The organism is Pseudomonas inefficax (assembly GCF_900277125.1).
Classification (GTDB): Bacteria; Pseudomonadota; Gammaproteobacteria; order Pseudomonadales; family Pseudomonadaceae; genus Aquipseudomonas; species Aquipseudomonas inefficax.
The window spans coordinates 97,301-113,379 of sequence record NZ_OPYN01000240.1 but is presented as its reverse complement, the minus strand read 5'-3'; the positions used below and the strand labels follow the sequence as shown (position 1 = coordinate 113,379).

Here is a 16,079-nt window from a genome sequence, read left to right as displayed (position 1 = left end):
AGCGGCAATTGAAATATTGGCGCCATTTTCCCAGCGCTCGTGGCCGCTGCTCCAGCTTTCGTTGCGCTTGAGGCATGATGGGGGCCTCAAGCTGATTGCGAGGTTTTCCGATGCGTGTGTGGATCGATGCCGACGCCTGCCCCAAGGCGGCCAAGGATCTGATCGTCAAGTTCGCCCTCAAGCGCAAGTTCGAGGTAGTGATGGTGGCGGGCCAGGCCGTGGCCAAGCCGGCGTTCGCGATCGTGCGTTTGATCGTGGTGCCCAGCGGCATGGACGCAGCCGACGATTACCTGGTGGAGTACGCCGTGCCCGGCGAGCTGGTGATCTGCAGTGACGTGCCGTTGGCTGACCGCCTGGTGAAAAAGGGCGTGGCGGCACTGGACCCGCGCGGCCGCGAGTTCGACGAGCGCAACATGGGTGATCGGCTGGCGGCGCGCAACCTGTTCACCGAACTGCGCGAGCAGGGCCAGGTGGGGGGAGGGCAAGCGCCTTATGGCGAGCGTGAGAAGCAGGCTTTTGCCAATGCGCTGGACCGGATCATCGCAAGACTGAGTAAGACCTGATGCAGGGGCTGCTTTGCAGCCCATCGACCACCCCGGTCTCAAGCCATGTGCAAATACCTGTAGGAGCGGCCTTGTGTCGCGATGGGGCGCGAAGCGGCCCCAGGTTTTCAGCTTCGCAGCAAAGATTGCCTGGGCCGCTGCGCGGCCCATCGCGACACAAGGCCGCTCCTACAAGGGCCAGTGCTGGCTTGAAGAGATATTCAAGACAGTTGCCCCCACCTCGATCGCATCGGCCTCAAGCCATGCGTTATTCCTGTGGGAGCTGGCTTGCCGGCGATGGCCTGCGCAGCGGGCCCAAGGATTTACTGGTCACCCTCGTGCGTCAGCTCCAGCACCCGATCCACCAGCTTGTAGATGCCGCCAGCCGCCTCGCTGATCGACTTGGCCTCCATGTACGCCGGGGTGGTGACCAGCTTGCGCTGGGTGTCTTCGACAATGTCGTGCACATCGCATTCTTCATGGGTAGCACCCATCTTCGTCACGGTCGCCGCAGTGCCCGCGTCGCTACCGATGGTGCAGACCACGCCTGGCCCGTAGATCTTCGCCGCCAGCGCCGGCGAGATGCAGATCAGGCCAACCGGCTTGCACGCCGCTGCGAAGGCTTCGGCCAGGGCCAGCACATCCGGGTGGACGCTGCAGTTGGCACCTTCCACGGCAAAGTTGGACAGGTTTTTCGCCGCCCCGAAACCGCCCGGCACGATCAGCGCGTCGAAGTCTTCGGCCTTGGCTTCGCGGATGTCCTTGACCTCGCCGCGGGCAATGCGCGCCGACTCCACCAGCACATTGCGCGACTCGGGCATTTCCTCGCCGGTCAGGTGGTTGATCACATGCATCTGCGCAATGTTCGGCGCGAAGCACTGCACCTGCGCACCACGCTGGTCGAGGCGCAGCAGGGTGATCACGCTTTCGTGGATTTCGGCGCCGTCATAAACGCCACAGCCGGAAAGAATCACCGCTACTTTTTTTGTCATGCTTTTTACTCCAGTGTCGAGGCGCTAAATGTCCTCTAGTTTGGCAGATGTAGCCATAGGGATTCCCGCAAGCGCGGCCTAATCTTGGCGGATAACGTCTGAGGTCGTACCCATGGACCTGATCCTGCTGGCCGTGCCGTTCTTCTTCGTGCTGATCGCCGTCGAGCTGCTGGCCGACCGTGTGCGTGGCCAGCGCAACTTCACCCTGGCCGACTCGATCAACAGCCTCAGCACTGGCGCGCTGTCGACCAGTACCGGGTTGCTGACCAAAGGGGTGGGGCTGCTGACCTATGCCGTGGTGTTCGAGCACATGGCGTTGCTGCAGCTGCCGCCGCAGGCCTGGTGGGTGTGGCTGCTGGCCTTCGTCCTGTACGACTTCTGCTACTACTGGCTGCACCGTCTTGGCCATGAGCGCAACGTGCTGTGGGCTGCGCACTCGGTGCATCATCAGAGCGAGGAGTACAACCTCACCACGGCGCTGCGCCAGACCAGCAGCGGGTTCATCTTCTCGTGGCTGTTCTACCTGCCGCTGGCGTTGCTCGGTGTGCCGCCGTTGGTATTCATCACGGTGGCGTCGCTCAACCTGCTTTACCAGTTCTGGGTGCATACCCGGCACATTCCCAAGCTGGGCTGGCTCGAGTGGGTGTTGATCACGCCATCCAACCATCGCGTCCACCATGCGCAAAATCCTGCTTACTTGGATCGCAATTACGGTGGCGTGTTCATTCTCTGGGATCGTCTGTTCGGCACCTTCAAAGAGGAGGACCCGGCCGAGCCGGTGGTGTTCGGGGTGACCACGCCGCTGGCCAGCTGGAACCCGCTGTGGGCCAACCTGCAGTTCTATGCCCAGCTCTGGCACGACGCCCGGCGCGCCGACAGCCTGTGGGACAAGCTGCGGATCTGGTTCATGCCCACCGGCTGGCGCCCGGCCGATGTGGCCGCACGCTACCCACAGGCCAAGCAGGACCTGGCGTTGTTCCGCAAGTTCGAGGTTGCCCTGGGCCGCGCGCAGCAGGCCTATGTAGCGGCGCAATTCGTGGTTTACGTGGCGCTGGGCAGCTATCTGATGGAGGTAGCCGAGCGAGTGCCAACCGCCGCCCTGTGGCTCGGCTGGGGGCTGATGGCGTTTGGCTTGTTCGTGCTTGGTGCGCTGCTGGAGAACCGGCCATGGGCCGTGCGCCTGGAGCTGGTACGGTTGCTGGCGAATGCGCCGGCGCTGTACCTGGCCGGCGCACTGGGCCTAGCGGTGGTCGTGCCGCTGGCCTGGTTGCTGCTCGTGGCTTACAGCCTGCTCAGCCTCTGGGGCCTGGGCCTTGCTCGCCGCCTTGCGCTCCGCGCGCAACGTGCGGAAGCGCCGGCGCAGCCACAGCAGGCCGCCCAGCGCCAACAGGCCACCGAGCACCCATAGCTCGTAGCGCTTCACGTTGCCCAGCAGGCCTTCGAGGATGGCGCCGAAGTGATACGCGGCCGCGCCAAGGGCCACTGCCCAGATGGCCGCGCCGATACCGTTCAGCAGCAGGTAGCGGCGTGGTGGGTAGCCGGACAGGCCAATGGCCACCGGCATGACCGTGCGCAAGCCATAGACGAAACGGAAACTCAGTACCCAGATGTCGGGGTGGCGACGGATGTGGTCCAGCGCTCGGTCACCCATCGCCTGCCAGCGCGGTTTGCGTGCCAGGATCCTGCGCCCGTGGCGGCGGCCCATGAAGTACCACAGCTGGTCGCCGGCATAGCTGCCGAAAAACGCCACCAGGCACACCAGGTTGATGTCCATGTAACCGCGGAACGCAAGGAATCCCGCAAGCACCAGGATGGTCTCGCCTTCGAAGAAGGTGCCTAGAAAAAGGGCGAAGTAGCCGAAATCCTGCAGGAATTGTTGAAGCATTTTCTGAGGTGCTGGCGAAATGAACGCGAAGCCTACCCCTTCGCGCGCGTTCGTGAAAGTGTCCAAATGTGTCTCGACATGAACAATTCCCGCTCGGAGAATGCCAGAAGCCATGCGTCATGGCTTGCCCTGGCGTGTAACACAGGCGTCATAATGGGCGCTTATCTTGCCGCTCAATAGATGATAGGGCGTTAACGTCCTCAGGAACGCCAGATGAATAATGAAGTGCTAACCCCTGTCGCGATCAAGGATGCTCAGGAACTCCCCGAAGAGATGGTGCAGACCCCGCCAGACCTGCCGGCGGCCCCTCAGCCTGCCGTGGAACCGGTGGCAGAGACTGCAGCCCCGGCCCCTGCACCGGCCCCGGCGATCGTCATCCCGGGCCTGGACGACAGCAGCCTGTACATTCATCGCGAACTCTCGCAGCTGCAGTTCAATATCCGTGTGCTGGAGCAGGCGCTGGACGAGAGCTACCCGCTGCTCGAACGCCTCAAGTTCCTGTTGATCTTCTCCAGCAACCTCGACGAGTTCTTCGAGATCCGCGTCGCCGGCCTGAAGAAGCAGATCAACTTTGCCCGTGAACAGGCCGGTGCCGATGGCCTGCAGCCGCACCAGGCGCTGGCGCGCATCAGCGACCTTGTGCACAGCGAAGTGGAGCGCCAGTACGCGATTCTCAACGACGTGCTGCTGCCGGAGCTGGAAAAGCACCATATCCGCTTCATCCGCCGCCGTTACTGGACACCCAAGCTCAAGACCTGGGTGCGCCGCTACTTCCGTGACGAGATCGCACCGATCATCACCCCGATCGGCCTCGACCCGACTCACCCGTTCCCGCTGCTGGTGAACAAGAGCCTCAACTTCATCGTCGAGCTCGAGGGTGTCGATGCCTTCGGCCGCGATTCGGGCCTGGCGATCATCCCGGCTCCACGCCTGTTACCGCGGGTTATCCGGGTGCCGGAAGATGTGGGTGGTCCGGGCGCCAACTACGTGTTCCTGTCGTCGATGATCCACGCGCACGCCGACGACCTGTTCCAGGGCATGAAGGTAAAGGGCTGCTACCAGTTCCGCCTGACCCGTAACGCCGACCTGGCGCTGGACTCCGAAGAGGTCGACGACCTGGCCCGCGCGTTGCGCGGCGAGCTGTTCTCGCGCCGCTACGGTGACGCCGTGCGCCTGGAGGTGGCCGACACCTGCCCCAAACACCTGTCGGATTACCTGCTCAAGCAGTTCAGCCTCAGCGAAAGCGAGCTGTACCAGGTCAACGGCCCGGTCAACCTTACCCGCCTGTTCAGCATCACCGGCCTGGACAGTCACCCCGAGCTGCAGTACACGCCGTTCACCCCGGCGATCCCTAAGCTGCTGCAGAACGCCGACAACATCTTCAGCGTGATCGGCAAGCAGGACATCCTGCTGATGCACCCGTTCGAGTCCTTCACCCCGGTGATCGACCTGCTGCGCCAGGCCGCCAAGGACCCTCACGTGCTTGCCGTGCGCCAGACCCTTTACCGTTCCGGGGCCAACTCGGAAATCGTTGACGCGCTGGTGGACGCGGCGCGTAACGGCAAGGAGGTCACCGCGGTGATCGAGTTGCGGGCGCGCTTCGACGAAGAGTCCAACCTGCAGATGGCCAGCCGCCTGCAAGCGGCCGGTGCGGTGGTGATCTACGGCGTGGTCGGTTTCAAGACCCACGCCAAGATGATGCTGATCCTGCGCCGCGAGCAGGGTGAGATCGTGCGTTATGCGCACCTGGGCACCGGTAACTACCACGCCGGCAACGCCCGCCTGTACACCGACTACAGCCTGCTGACCTCCGACGACGCCCTCACCGAGGACGTCGGCAAGTTGTTCAGCCAGCTGATCGGCATGGGCAAGACCCTGCGCATGAAGAAACTGCTGCACGCGCCGTTCACCCTGAAGAAGGGCATGCTCGACATGATCGCGCGCGAAACCCAGTTCGCCCTCGAAGGCAAGCCGGCGCATATCATCGCCAAGTTCAACTCGCTGACCGACGCCAAGGTCATCAAGGCGCTGTACAAGGCCAGCCAGTCGGGCGTGAAGATCGATCTGGTGGTGCGTGGCATGTGCTGCCTGCGCCCAGGCATTCCGGGGGTTTCGCACAACATCCAGGTGCGCTCCATCATCGGCCGCTTCCTCGAGCACACGCGGGTGTTCTACTTCCTCAATGGCGGCGAAGAGCAGATCTACCTGTCCAGTGCCGACTGGATGGAGCGCAACCTCGACAAGCGCGTCGAGACCTGCTTCCCGGTGGAAGGCAAGAAGCTGTTGCTGCGGGTGAAGAAGGAGCTGGAAGGCTACCTGACCGACAACACCCACGCCTGGACCCTGCAGCCGGACGGGCGCTACGTGCGCAGCACGCCAACCGGCAACCAGAACCCGCGCAGTGCCCAGGCGACCCTGCTGGAGCGCCTGAGCAACCCGGTCCTCAACGTACGCTGAGGACGAAGCCGACCCGGGCCAGCCACTCCGCCTCATTGGCGAAGTCGGCCTGGGTCAGCTGGTTCTGTTCCAGCCAGCCGGCGGGGAACACCACATCCAGGCTGTTATTGCCAGCCTTCAGCTCTACCTTGGGCATCTGCTGGTTGCCACGGATGTGATGGAACAGGATGGCGAAGCGCAGCAGCACGCACAGGCGCAGCAGCTTGACCCCTTCTTCGCCCAGTTCGGCGATCTTGTCCTTGGGAATGTTGCGGCGGTGGCCGCGCACCAGCAAGGCCATCATCTGTTGGTCCTCGCGGGAGAAGCCTGACAGGTCGGAGTGCTCGATCAGGTAGGCGCCGTGCTTGTGGTAGTGATAGTGGGCGATATCCAAGCCGATTTCGTGCACTTTCGCTGCCCAGCCAAGCAGATCGCGCCAGTTTCCGTCTTTCAGGTCCCACGAGGCCGCTACCTGGTCGAAAGCGTGCAGCGCCTTGCGCTCGACGCGCGCGGCCTGGCCCTGGTCCACGTGGTAGCGCTCCATCAGCGAGTTCAGGGTGCGTTCGCGCACATCTTCGTGGTGGTGGCGACCCAGTAGGTCGAACAGCACGCCTTCGCGCAGGGCGCCGTCGCAGTGGTCCATGCGCTGCAGTTCCAGGGCATCGAAGATCGCTTCGAGAATTGCCAGGCCGGCAGGGAAGATGGTGCGGCGGTCCGGCTTGACGCCTTCGAAGTCGATCTTGTCGACCTCACCCAGCTTGAACAGCTTGCGCTTGACCCAGGCCAGCCCCTCGGCGTTGACCTCGCCATTGCCCAGGCCGCCTGCCTTGATGGCAGCGCCGATGGCACGAATGGTACCGGACGAGCCGATGGCCTCGTCCCAGGTCAGGCGGTGCAGGGCATTCTCGATGCTCATCAGCTCGAGGCGCGCGGCGGTGTAGGCCTGGGCGTAGCGGGCCGGGGTGATCTTGCCATCGCGGAAGTAGCGCTGGGTGAAGCTGACGCAGCCCATCTGCAGGCTTTCGCGCAGCAGCGGTTCGAAGCGCTGGCCGATGATGAATTCGGTACTGCCGCCGCCGATATCGGCCACCAGGCGCTTGCCGGGGGTATCGGCCAGGGTGTGCGACACGCCCAGGTAGATCAGGCGCGCTTCTTCACGGCCGGAAATCACCTCGACCGGGTGGCCAAGGATGGCTTCGGCGCGCTGGATGAATTCGTTGCGGTTGCGCGCTTCGCGCAAGGCGTTGGTACCGACGATGCGCACGGAGCCTGCCGGCATGCCGTTGATCAGTTGGGAAAAGCGCTTGAGGCAATCCAGGCCTCGTTCCATTGCCTCTTCACTGAGCTTGCGGTCTTCGTCGATGCCGGCCGCCAACTGAACCTTCTCGCCGAGCCGCTCGAGAATGCGGATTTCGGTATGGTGGGCCTTGGCCACGACCATGTGGAAACTGTTGGAGCCAAGGTCGATGGCGGCGATCAGGGACAGGTTCTTCGCGATGGTATGCGGCATGATCTGGTTGTTCTCGGTCGTTAACCCGGCAATCGTGCCACGATAGCAGGCTGTCGCCAACGCGTGGTACAAAGCCGTTGAGCTGGCCTTGATGCAAGGCAATGTGCCATTCGATGCTATGACGTTTGTGTGACAGTTTCGATTCGTGGCGTCTTGCACAACTATAGTTACACTCAATCGACCGTGACTTCCTGTAGGGCCTGGGTACGGCTATCATGGGCCACGTTTTTTTGCTTACGACCCTGGAGATATCCATGAGCAGCGATCTGATCAAACACGTCACCGACGCCACCTTCGAAGCCGAAGTCCTGCAGGCTCAAGGCCCGGTGCTGGTCGACTACTGGGCTGAATGGTGCGGTCCATGCAAGATGATCGCTCCGGTTCTGGACGACATCGCCTCCACCTACGAGGGCAAACTGACTGTCGCCAAGCTGAACATCGACGACAACCAGGAAACCCCGGCCAAGCACGGCGTGCGTGGTATCCCGACGCTGATGCTGTTCAAGAACGGCAACGTCGAAGCCACCAAGGTCGGCGCCCTGTCCAAATCGCAGCTGGCCGCGTTCCTCGACGCTCACCTGTGATTTGAAAAGGCCCCGCAGATGCGGGGTTTTTTTTGCCTCTGCAAAGGCAGGCTTGCCCATGTAGGAGCAGCCTTGTGCTGCGAAAGGGCCGGTAAGGCTGACGTTGTCGCTGCGGCTGATGGCCTCTTCGCAGCACAAGGCTGCTCCTACAGACAGGTGTGTTGCAGCTGAAAATGGCAGGGCAAAACCACTAGACGCAGAAAAAAGCAAGTGTTACATTCGGCCTCGCACTGCTTCTCCAGTGCCCTCTACATGCCGTCGCCGAAGCATCCCTAATTCGAATCAGTACGCGATCCTGTCGCCATCTAGCGGCGCGGCCTCATTAAGCCAGAAGCTTAATTCTCCCTTCTTACATGATTACGTCACTCCCCTTATGAACCTGACTGAACTCAAGCAAAAGCCGATTACCGATCTTTTGGAAATGGCCGAACAGATGGGCATCGAAAACATGGCCCGTTCGCGCAAACAGGACGTGATTTTCGCCCTGCTGAAGAAGCACGCGAAAAGCGGCGAAGAGATCTCGGGTGACGGCGTGCTGGAGATCCTCCAGGATGGTTTCGGTTTCCTGCGTTCGGCTGATGCGTCCTACCTGGCCGGCCCTGACGATATCTACGTCTCGCCCAGCCAGATCCGCCGTTTCAACCTGCGTACCGGCGACACCATCGTCGGCAAGATCCGCCCGCCGAAGGAAGGGGAGCGTTACTTCGCCCTGCTGAAGGTCGACACCATCAACTTCGACCGCCCGGAAAACGCGAAGAACAAGATCCTGTTCGAAAACCTGACGCCGCTGTTCCCGAACAAGCGCCTGAAGATGGAAGCCGGTAACGGCTCCACCGAAGACCTGACCGGCCGCGTCATCGACCTGTGCGCCCCGATCGGCAAAGGCCAGCGTGGCCTGATCGTTGCCCCGCCGAAAGCGGGCAAGACGATCATGCTGCAGAACATCGCGGCCAACATCACCCGTAACAACCCTGAATGCCATCTGATCGTCCTGCTGATCGACGAGCGCCCGGAAGAAGTGACCGAAATGCAGCGCACCGTGCGCGGCGAAGTGGTTGCCTCCACCTTCGACGAGCCGCCAACCCGCCACGTGCAGGTTGCCGAAATGGTGATCGAGAAGGCCAAGCGCCTGGTCGAGCACAAGAAGGACGTGGTCATCCTGCTGGACTCCATTACTCGTCTGGCGCGTGCCTACAACACCGTGATCCCGAGCTCCGGCAAGGTACTGACCGGTGGTGTCGATGCCCACGCCCTGGAGAAGCCGAAGCGCTTCTTCGGTGCCGCGCGTAACATCGAGGAAGGCGGTTCGCTGACCATCATCGCCACCGCGCTGGTCGAAACCGGCTCGAAGATGGACGAAGTGATCTACGAAGAGTTCAAGGGTACCGGCAACATGGAGCTGCCGCTGGATCGCCGCATCGCCGAGAAGCGCGTGTTCCCGGCCATCAACATCAACCGCTCCGGCACTCGCCGCGAAGAGTTGCTGACCGCCGACGACGAACTGCAGCGCATGTGGATCCTGCGCAAGCTGCTGCACCCGATGGACGAAATCGCCGCCATCGAGTTCCTGGTCGACAAGCTCAAGCAGACCAAGACCAACGATGAGTTCTTCCTGTCGATGAAGCGCAAGTAAGCGTTTCAATTCGGGATTGATTGGGGCTGCTTTGCAGCCCATCGCGACACAAGGCCGCTCCTACAGGTTACGTATTCCCTGTAGGAGCGGCCTTGTGTCGCGATGGGTCGCGAAGCGGCCCCAATGCATTTTTGCCCCCAAACAAAGCCCGAACGGCGCTACACTCTGCACCCCCGACCGATACGGCCAACACGAGGCTCCTGCATGCAGTATCGCGACTTGCGCGACTTCATCCGTGGCCTGGAACAGCGCGGCGAGCTCAAGCGCATCCAGGTTCCGATCTCCCCCGTCCTGGAAATGACCGAGGTCTGCGACCGCACCCTGCGTGCCAAGGGCCCGGCATTGCTGTTCGAAAAACCCACCGGCTTCGACATTCCGGTGCTGGGCAACCTGTTTGGCACTCCGGAGCGCGTGGCCATGGGCATGGGCGCCGAGTCGGTCGATGAACTGCGCGAGATCGGCAAGCTGCTGGCCTTCCTCAAGGAGCCCGAGCCGCCGAAGGGCTTGAAGGATGCCTGGTCCAAGCTGCCGATCTTCAAGAAAGTCGTGTCGATGGCGCCGAAAGTGGTGAAGGACGCGGTGTGCCAGGAAGTGGTGGTCGAGGGGGACGATGTCGACCTCGGCGCACTGCCGATCCAGCACTGCTGGCCGGGCGACGTGGCACCGCTGATCACCTGGGGGCTCACAGTCACCCGCGGCCCGAACAAGGACCGCCAGAACCTGGGCATCTACCGCCAGCAGGTGATCGGCCGCAACAAAGTCATCATGCGCTGGCTCAGCCACCGTGGCGGCGCCCTGGACTACCGCGAATGGTGCGAGAAGAACCCTGGCCAGCCGTTCCCGGTCGCCGTGGCCCTGGGCGCTGACCCGGCCACTATCCTCGGCGCCGTGACCCCGGTGCCGGACACCCTCTCCGAGTACGCCTTCGCCGGCCTGCTGCGCGGCAACCGCACCGAACTGGTCAAGTGTCGGGGCAGCAACCTGCAGGTGCCGGCCACCGCCGAAATCATCCTGGAGGGTGTGATCCACCCGGGGGAAATGGCCCCGGAAGGCCCATACGGCGACCACACCGGCTACTACAACGAAGTGGACAGCTTCCCGGTGTTCACCGTGGAGCGCATCACCCATCGGCAGAAACCGATCTACCACAGCACCTACACCGGTCGCCCACCAGACGAGCCGGCGATCCTTGGCGTGGCGCTGAACGAAGTGTTCGTGCCGATTCTGCAGAAGCAGTTCCCGGAAATCGTCGATTTCTACCTGCCGCCGGAAGGCTGCTCGTACCGCATGGCGGTGGTGACCATGAAAAAGCAGTACCCGGGCCACGCCAAGCGCGTGATGCTGGGTGTATGGTCGTTCCTGCGACAGTTCATGTACACCAAGTTCGTTATTGTCACCGATGACGATATCAATGCCCGTGACTGGAATGATGTGATCTGGGCTATCACCACGCGCATGGACCCCAAGCGTGATACGGTGATGATCGACAACACCCCGATCGACTACCTGGACTTTGCGTCGCCGGTGTCCGGGCTGGGGTCGAAGATGGGCCTGGACGCCACGCACAAGTGGCCGGGCGAGACTACACGCGAATGGGGACGGGTCATCGTCAAGGACGAGGCCGTCACCCGCCGTATCGATGAGCTGTGGGATCAGTTGGGAATAGATTGATGCAGGTAACGTTGCAGCCGTCCGGGGCGGTGCTGGCGCTCGAACCCGGGGAACGGATCCTGGATGGAGCGCGGCGGCTGGGCTATGACTGCCCGAACAGCTGCCGCAATGGCAATTGCCATGTCTGCGCCGCGTTGTTGGTCGAAGGCCGGGTACGCCAGGACGGCGAAGTCCGCGACCATGGCGAGCTGTTCACCTGCATTGCCGAACCGCTGGAGGATTGCGTGTTGCTCTGGGATGGTGTGCTCGCCCTGGGCGAGCTGCCGGTGCGCAAACTGGCGTGCAGTGTCAGTGAGTGCGTCGAGGTCGGTGGCGACGTCTGGCGCGTGCGGTTGCGCGCGCCGGCTGGCAGGCCGCCGCGCTACCACGCGGGGCAGTACCTGATGATCGAGCGCGAAGGCGGCAAGCAGGCGGCGTTTTCGCTGGCTTCCGCACCCCATGCCGGGCGCGAGCTGGAGCTGCATGTGCTGGCACGCGAGCCCAGTGCGGTGCAACTTATCGAGCAGCTCAAGCGCGACGGTCTGGCGCGCATCGAAATGCCGTTCGGCGACACCCACCTGGCCGAGTTGCCTGACGGGCCGCTGGTGCTGATCGCTGCTGGCACCGGCATGGGCCAGATGCACAGCCTGGTCGAGCATTGCCGGGCCAAGGGGTTCAAGCACCCGGTTCACCTGTACTGGGGCGTGCGCCGGCCCGAGGACTTCTACCAGATCGAGCATTGGGACGAATGGCAGCGCCTGCCCAATCTGTTCCTGCACCAGGTGGTCAGCGACCTGTGCGGCTGGGAAGGCCGTTGCGGCATGCTGCATGAGGCTGTCTGCGAGGACATCGCCGACCTCAACAACGTGCATGTATATGCCAGCGGCTCGCCGAACATGATCTATGCCACTCTCGACGCCTTGGTCGAAGCCGGCATGGATGCGCATCGCATGCGCGCAGATGTGTTTGCCTACGCGCCACGCGGCTAATAACCGAAGTTTGAAAGTATGGGTATAAGGCGGTAATTGTTACCGCCTTGGCCAATAACTTTCGCAGTTGCCGAAACAGTACTTTCCAGTCGTCGGGAGCGCGGATGAAACTCTGGCGCGAGGGCTTGAGTATTCCTGCACTTCTGTCCTATGGTTACTGCAAGCGCCCCTGGTACAGAGGCTTTGGGGTGCATCGTAATCGAATCTCGCTACATCCGTAGTTCACAGGGATAATGGCGGCAGCTTATGTCGGCACTTGAAAGTATGTCCTGGGAAGTTCCATATCCACCGACACTCGACTTCGGTCAGCAACATACTCGCGAACAGTTGTTCAGTTCCATGAAGACAACCATGTCTCGCCATCAGGGTGGGCCGGTGTGGCTGTTCGCCTATGGTTCGTTGATCTGGCGGCCGGAGTGCAACTCGGTGGAACGCCAACGCGCTCGAGTGCATGGTTACCACCGTGGCTTGTACCTGTGGTCGCACGAACACCGCGGCACTCCGGAAACCCCCGGCCTGGTGTTCGGCCTGGACCGTGGTGGCTCCTGCAGTGGTTTTGCCTACCGGCTGGATGAAAGTACCCTGGACGATTCGCTAATGGCCCTGTGGCAGCGCGAGATGCCATACCCGGCGTACCGGCCGCACTGGCTCAGTTGCCGTTTGGGTGATGGCAGCAAGGTGCAGGCTCTGGGCTTCGTGCTGGAGCGGCATTTGCCCTGCTACGCCGGGAACCTCCCGGATACCCTGCTCAGCCAGATCCTGGCCAGTGCCAAGGGGCGCTATGGCACCACGCGTGATTACGTCGAACAGACCTTGAATGCCCTGCGCAGCCACCAGATGCCCGATCGCAACCTGGAGGCGCGGTTCAGGCGCTGCCATAACCTGCGCGAAGTTTGATTTTCCTGCACCGGCCTCTTCGCGGGCACGCCCGCTCCCACAGGATCACCACAGCCTCGAACGGCATGGTATTCCTGTGGGAGCGGGCGTGCCCGCGAAAAGGCCGGAACTGTCTTACCTGGCCAGCACCACCAACTTACCCACAGCCTGCCGCTGCCCCAACTTTTCGATGGCAGCTCCTGCCTCCGCCAGTGGATAAGTCTGCGACACCAGCGGCTTCAACTTGCCTTCGGCATGCCAGGCAAACAGCTGCCGGAAGTTGGCCGCATTGTCCTCTGGCTGGCGCTGGGCAAATGCCCCCCAGAACACCCCGAGCACCGCTGCACCCTTGAGCAACACCAAGTTGGCCGCCAACTGCGGGATGGTCCCGCTGGCAAAGCCCACCACCAGCAACCGGCCATTCCAGGCCAGCCCGCGCACCGCCTGCTCGAACAACTCGCCACCGACCGGGTCGTAGACCACGTCGACGCCCTGGCCACCCGTCAAGCGCTTGATCTCCTCACGCAGGCTGGCCTGGCTGTAGTCGATCAGTTCATCTGCCCCGGCTGCCTTGGCCACGGCCAGTTTCTCCGCACTGCTGGCCGCCGCGATTACCCGCGCGCCCAGCGCCTTGCCGATCTCCACCGCCGCCAGCCCGACCCCACCGGACGCGCCCAGCACGAGCAGGGTCTCGCCCGCCTGCAACTGGCCGCGCTGGCGCAGGGCGTGCATGGAGGTGCCGTAGGTCATGCCGAACGCTGCAGCGGTGGTGAAGTCCATGCTCGGGGGGATCGGCAGCACATTGTAGAACGGCACCGCCACCTGCTCGGCGAACGCACCCCAGCCGGTCAGCGCCATGACCCGGTCGCCGACCTTGAACGCGCCGGCTTTTTCCCCGACTGCGGCCACCACGCCCGCCGCCTCGCCGCCCGGGGAGAACGGCAACGGTGGCTGGAACTGGTACTTGCCTTCGATGATCAGGGTATCGGGGAAGTTGACCCCGGCGGCATGCACATCCAGCAGGATTTCGTTTTTCTTCGGCACCGGGCTGGGTACTTCTTCCAGCACCAGGTTGCGCGCCGGGCCCAGGGTTTTGCACAACACAGCTTTCATCGGGGCTATTCCTTTGCGGGTCGTGGCCGATAAGTGTAGGAAGGCCGTCTGCCGGGTCAACGAGCATGGCCCGCCCTGATGTGTGGGCATAAGTGGCGGCACTAGCCCGGGCTTGGGTTTGAAGGGCATGCTGGGTAAGCTGGCGCCAACTGTATTGAGGAGCGAATTTGTGAAAGCGTGGATCTTGATGGTGCTGGCGCTGCTGCTGCCGGCTGCGGCCATGGCCGAGGAAGCCAAGGAAGGGGCGCCCAAGGTCGCCTACATCAGCCTGAGCCCGCCCTTTGTCGGCAACTATGCGCTCGACGGCAGCCCGCGGTTGCGCGTGTACAAGGCCGACGTGGCCCTGCGCGTGACCGGCGACGAAGCCGCGAAGGCGGTGAAGCACCACGAGCCGCTGATCCGCAACCAGCTGGTGGCGCTGTTCACCCAGCAGTCGGTGGACAGCATGAGCAACGTCGAAGCCAAGGAGCATCTTCGCCAGGAAGCGCTGAAGCAGGTGCAGCAGGTGATGGAAGCAGAAGAGGGCAAGCCGATTGTTGAGGACCTGCTGTTCAACAACCTGATCGTGCAGTGACCGGCAAGCCGGCTCTCTCAGGAGCAGCGCAATCCGCACTGTGGCGCGATCCCTGTGGGAGCGGCTTTAGCCGCGAAGAATCCAACGCGGTGCATGGCACCGGCTGCGCCGGTGTTCGCGGGTAAACCCGCTCCCACAGGAATCGCGCAATCTTTCAGAGTTTGAGCCGGGAGTGCGCGGATCAGGACGCCAGGCTACGGCGAAATCGTGCCAGCGCCACGCTGAAGAACACCAGGCCGATCACGGCCAGCGCCAGGATGTCGGGCCACACCACCGTCCACCCGGCATCACGGAACAGGATTGCGGCGCCAAGGCTGACGAAGTGAGTCGACGGCGACCCTTGCATCACCCACTGCAACCACTGCGGCATGCTGTCCAGCGGTGTGCTACCGCCTGACAGCAACAGCATCGGGATGATCACCGGGATCGCCAGCAGGCCGAACTGCGGCGTCGAGCGTGCCAGGGTGGCGAGGAATATCCCTAGTGCGGTACTGGCGAACAGGTACAGCGCGGTCACTGCCAGGAACAGCCCCATCGAGCCGACCAACGGCACGCCAAGCGCACCCTTGACCACAACCACCAGCGAAATCCAGGTGCAGATCACCACCACCAGCGCGTTGCTGGCGATTTTCGCCAGCATGATTTCCAGCGCGGTCAGCGGTAGCACCAGCAGGTGGTCGAGGGTGCCGTGCTCGCGTTCGCGCAGCAGCGCGGTGCCGGTGAGGATGATCGCCAGGATGGTGATGTTGTTGACGATCTGGATCACCGCGAGGAACCAGCCACCCTCCAGGTTGGGGTTGAACAGGGCCTTGGCGTTGATCACCACCGGGCTCTGCGTGTTGCTGCGCTGGCTGTAGTCGAGCAACTCGCGTTCGAAGATGCGGCCGATGTAGCCCGCCCCCATGAAGGCCTGGCTCATGGCCGTGGCGTCGACATTGATCTGCAGCTCCGGCGAGCGCCCGGCTAGCAGGTCGCTCTGGAAATTCACCGGCACGTTGATCACGAAGGTGTACTGGCCGCTGTCCATGGCCTGGTCCAGGCGCTCTGCTGCCAGCGGCGCGGCGGGCTGGAACTCGGGCGGTTGCAAGGCTTCGCCGAGTTTGCGCGAGAGCAGGCTGTGGTCTTCGTCCACTATCGCGACACTGGCGTTGTGCACGCCGATTACCGAGCCCGCCGCCGGCATGTAGATGGCCACGCTGAAGGCATACAGCAGGAACAACAGCAGTACGCTGTCATGGCGCAGGCTGGTCAGCTCTTTAAGGCCCAGGCGCAGGGTGTGGTTCAGGCGCGACATC

General features: G+C 62.8%; 13 protein-coding genes and 1 pseudogene. 9 read left to right on the top strand and 5 right to left on the bottom strand.

Annotation, left to right across the window (positions count from 1 at the left end; all coding sequences use genetic code 11):
- Positions 1-110: 110 nt before the first annotated feature.
- Complete coding sequence (locus tag JV551A3_RS30360; RefSeq protein ID WP_133979379.1) at positions 111-563, top strand: YaiI/YqxD family protein; 453 nt, start codon at positions 111-113, stop codon at positions 561-563.
- 302 nt (positions 564-865) lie between these two features.
- Here JV551A3_RS30360 and elbB read toward each other — a convergent pair whose 3' ends face one another.
- The gene (elbB, locus tag JV551A3_RS30355) at positions 866-1,534 is read right to left on the bottom strand and encodes an isoprenoid biosynthesis glyoxalase ElbB (RefSeq protein ID WP_133979377.1); all 669 of its coding nucleotides are present in this window, start codon (positions 1,532-1,534) and stop codon (positions 866-868) included.
- A gap of 112 nt (positions 1,535-1,646) precedes the next feature.
- Between elbB and JV551A3_RS31165 the strand changes: the two are divergent.
- A pseudogene (locus JV551A3_RS31165) lies at positions 1,647-2,225 on the top strand (sterol desaturase family protein); the annotation flags it as partial.
- Between the two features lie 549 nt (positions 2,226-2,774).
- On the opposite strand, the gene JV551A3_RS30345 reads toward JV551A3_RS31165, so the two are convergent.
- Complete coding sequence (locus tag JV551A3_RS30345; RefSeq protein ID WP_166674318.1) at positions 2,775-3,419, bottom strand: DedA family protein; 645 nt, start codon at positions 3,417-3,419, stop codon at positions 2,775-2,777.
- Positions 3,420-3,632: 213 nt separating this feature from the next.
- Here JV551A3_RS30345 and ppk1 point away from each other — a divergent pair, with 213 nt between their 5' ends.
- The gene (gene ppk1, locus JV551A3_RS30340) at positions 3,633-5,876 is read left to right on the top strand and encodes a polyphosphate kinase 1 (RefSeq protein ID WP_133979375.1); all 2,244 of its coding nucleotides are present in this window, start codon (positions 3,633-3,635) and stop codon (positions 5,874-5,876) included.
- Here ppk1 and ppx read toward each other — a convergent pair.
- Positions 5,863-7,365 carry an exopolyphosphatase gene (gene ppx / locus JV551A3_RS30335; protein WP_133976245.1) on the bottom strand — a complete coding sequence of 501 codons (1,503 nt, stop codon included), beginning with the start codon at positions 7,363-7,365 and terminating at the stop codon, positions 5,863-5,865. The genes ppk1 and ppx overlap by 14 nt on opposite strands.
- Positions 7,366-7,619: 254 nt before the next feature.
- Here ppx and trxA point away from each other — a divergent pair, with 254 nt between their 5' ends.
- The 5 genes from trxA to JV551A3_RS30310 all read left to right on the top strand — a co-directional run bounded on the left by trxA (position 7,620) and on the right by JV551A3_RS30310 (position 13,118).
- Positions 7,620-7,949 carry a thioredoxin TrxA gene (gene trxA / locus JV551A3_RS30330; protein ID WP_009684153.1) on the top strand — a complete coding sequence of 110 codons (330 nt, stop codon included), beginning with the start codon at positions 7,620-7,622 and terminating at the stop codon, positions 7,947-7,949.
- A gap of 373 nt (positions 7,950-8,322) precedes the next feature.
- The gene (gene rho, locus JV551A3_RS30325) at positions 8,323-9,582 is read left to right on the top strand and encodes a transcription termination factor Rho (RefSeq protein WP_003253661.1); all 1,260 of its coding nucleotides are present in this window, start codon (positions 8,323-8,325) and stop codon (positions 9,580-9,582) included.
- Positions 9,583-9,786: 204 nt separating this feature from the next.
- Positions 9,787-11,253 (top strand): 4-hydroxy-3-polyprenylbenzoate decarboxylase, encoded by a 1,467-nt coding sequence (gene ubiD / locus JV551A3_RS30320; RefSeq protein WP_025341062.1) that lies wholly within the window; start codon positions 9,787-9,789, stop codon positions 11,251-11,253.
- Entirely contained in the window at positions 11,253-12,221 is a 969-nt protein-coding gene (locus JV551A3_RS30315) for a CDP-6-deoxy-delta-3,4-glucoseen reductase (RefSeq protein ID WP_133976243.1), read from the top strand. Before ubiD ends, JV551A3_RS30315 begins: the two co-directional genes overlap by 1 nt.
- Before the next feature lie 246 nt (positions 12,222-12,467).
- Positions 12,468-13,118 carry a gamma-glutamylcyclotransferase gene (locus tag JV551A3_RS30310; protein WP_112249851.1) on the top strand — a complete coding sequence of 217 codons (651 nt, stop codon included), beginning with the start codon at positions 12,468-12,470 and terminating at the stop codon, positions 13,116-13,118.
- Positions 13,119-13,232: 114 nt separating this feature from the next.
- Here the strand turns inward: JV551A3_RS30310 and JV551A3_RS30305 are convergent, their stop codons facing one another.
- The gene (locus JV551A3_RS30305; RefSeq protein ID WP_133976241.1) at positions 13,233-14,210 is read right to left on the bottom strand and encodes an NADPH:quinone oxidoreductase family protein; all 978 of its coding nucleotides are present in this window, start codon (positions 14,208-14,210) and stop codon (positions 13,233-13,235) included.
- A 169-nt stretch (positions 14,211-14,379) separates the two neighbouring features.
- Between JV551A3_RS30305 and JV551A3_RS30300 the strand changes: the two genes are divergently transcribed.
- Positions 14,380-14,784 (top strand): flagellar basal body-associated protein FliL, encoded by a 405-nt coding sequence (locus tag JV551A3_RS30300; RefSeq protein WP_025341058.1) that lies wholly within the window; start codon positions 14,380-14,382, stop codon positions 14,782-14,784.
- Between the two features lie 181 nt (positions 14,785-14,965).
- On the opposite strand, the gene JV551A3_RS30290 is transcribed toward JV551A3_RS30300, so the two are convergent.
- Positions 14,966-16,078, bottom strand: coding sequence for an ABC transporter permease (locus JV551A3_RS30290; RefSeq protein ID WP_133976239.1), 1,113 nt, complete (start codon positions 16,076-16,078; stop codon positions 14,966-14,968).
- Position 16,079 lies beyond the last annotated feature (1 nt).

Bases quoted from the DNA above. Each gene is read 5' to 3' on its own strand.
- JV551A3_RS30360 (WP_133979379.1), top strand. From the start codon at position 111: ATGCGTGTGTGGATCGATGCCGACGCCTGCCCCAAGGCGGCCAAGGAT.
- elbB (WP_133979377.1), bottom strand. From the start codon at position 1,534: ATGACAAAAAAAGTAGCGGTGATTCTTTCCGGCTGTGGCGTTTATGAC.
- JV551A3_RS30345 (WP_166674318.1), bottom strand. From the start codon at position 3,419: ATGCTTCAACAATTCCTGCAGGATTTCGGCTACTTCGCCCTTTTTCTA.
- ppk1 (WP_133979375.1), top strand. From the start codon at position 3,633: ATGAATAATGAAGTGCTAACCCCTGTCGCGATCAAGGATGCTCAGGAA.
- ppx (WP_133976245.1), bottom strand. From the start codon at position 7,365: ATGCCGCATACCATCGCGAAGAACCTGTCCCTGATCGCCGCCATCGAC.
- trxA (WP_009684153.1), top strand. From the start codon at position 7,620: ATGAGCAGCGATCTGATCAAACACGTCACCGACGCCACCTTCGAAGCC.
- rho (WP_003253661.1), top strand. From the start codon at position 8,323: ATGAACCTGACTGAACTCAAGCAAAAGCCGATTACCGATCTTTTGGAA.
- ubiD (WP_025341062.1), top strand. From the start codon at position 9,787: ATGCAGTATCGCGACTTGCGCGACTTCATCCGTGGCCTGGAACAGCGC.
- JV551A3_RS30315 (WP_133976243.1), top strand. From the start codon at position 11,253: ATGCAGGTAACGTTGCAGCCGTCCGGGGCGGTGCTGGCGCTCGAACCC.
- JV551A3_RS30310 (WP_112249851.1), top strand. From the start codon at position 12,468: ATGTCGGCACTTGAAAGTATGTCCTGGGAAGTTCCATATCCACCGACA.
- JV551A3_RS30305 (WP_133976241.1), bottom strand. From the start codon at position 14,210: ATGAAAGCTGTGTTGTGCAAAACCCTGGGCCCGGCGCGCAACCTGGTG.
- JV551A3_RS30290 (WP_133976239.1), bottom strand. From the start codon at position 16,078: ATGTCGCGCCTGAACCACACCCTGCGCCTGGGCCTTAAAGAGCTGACC.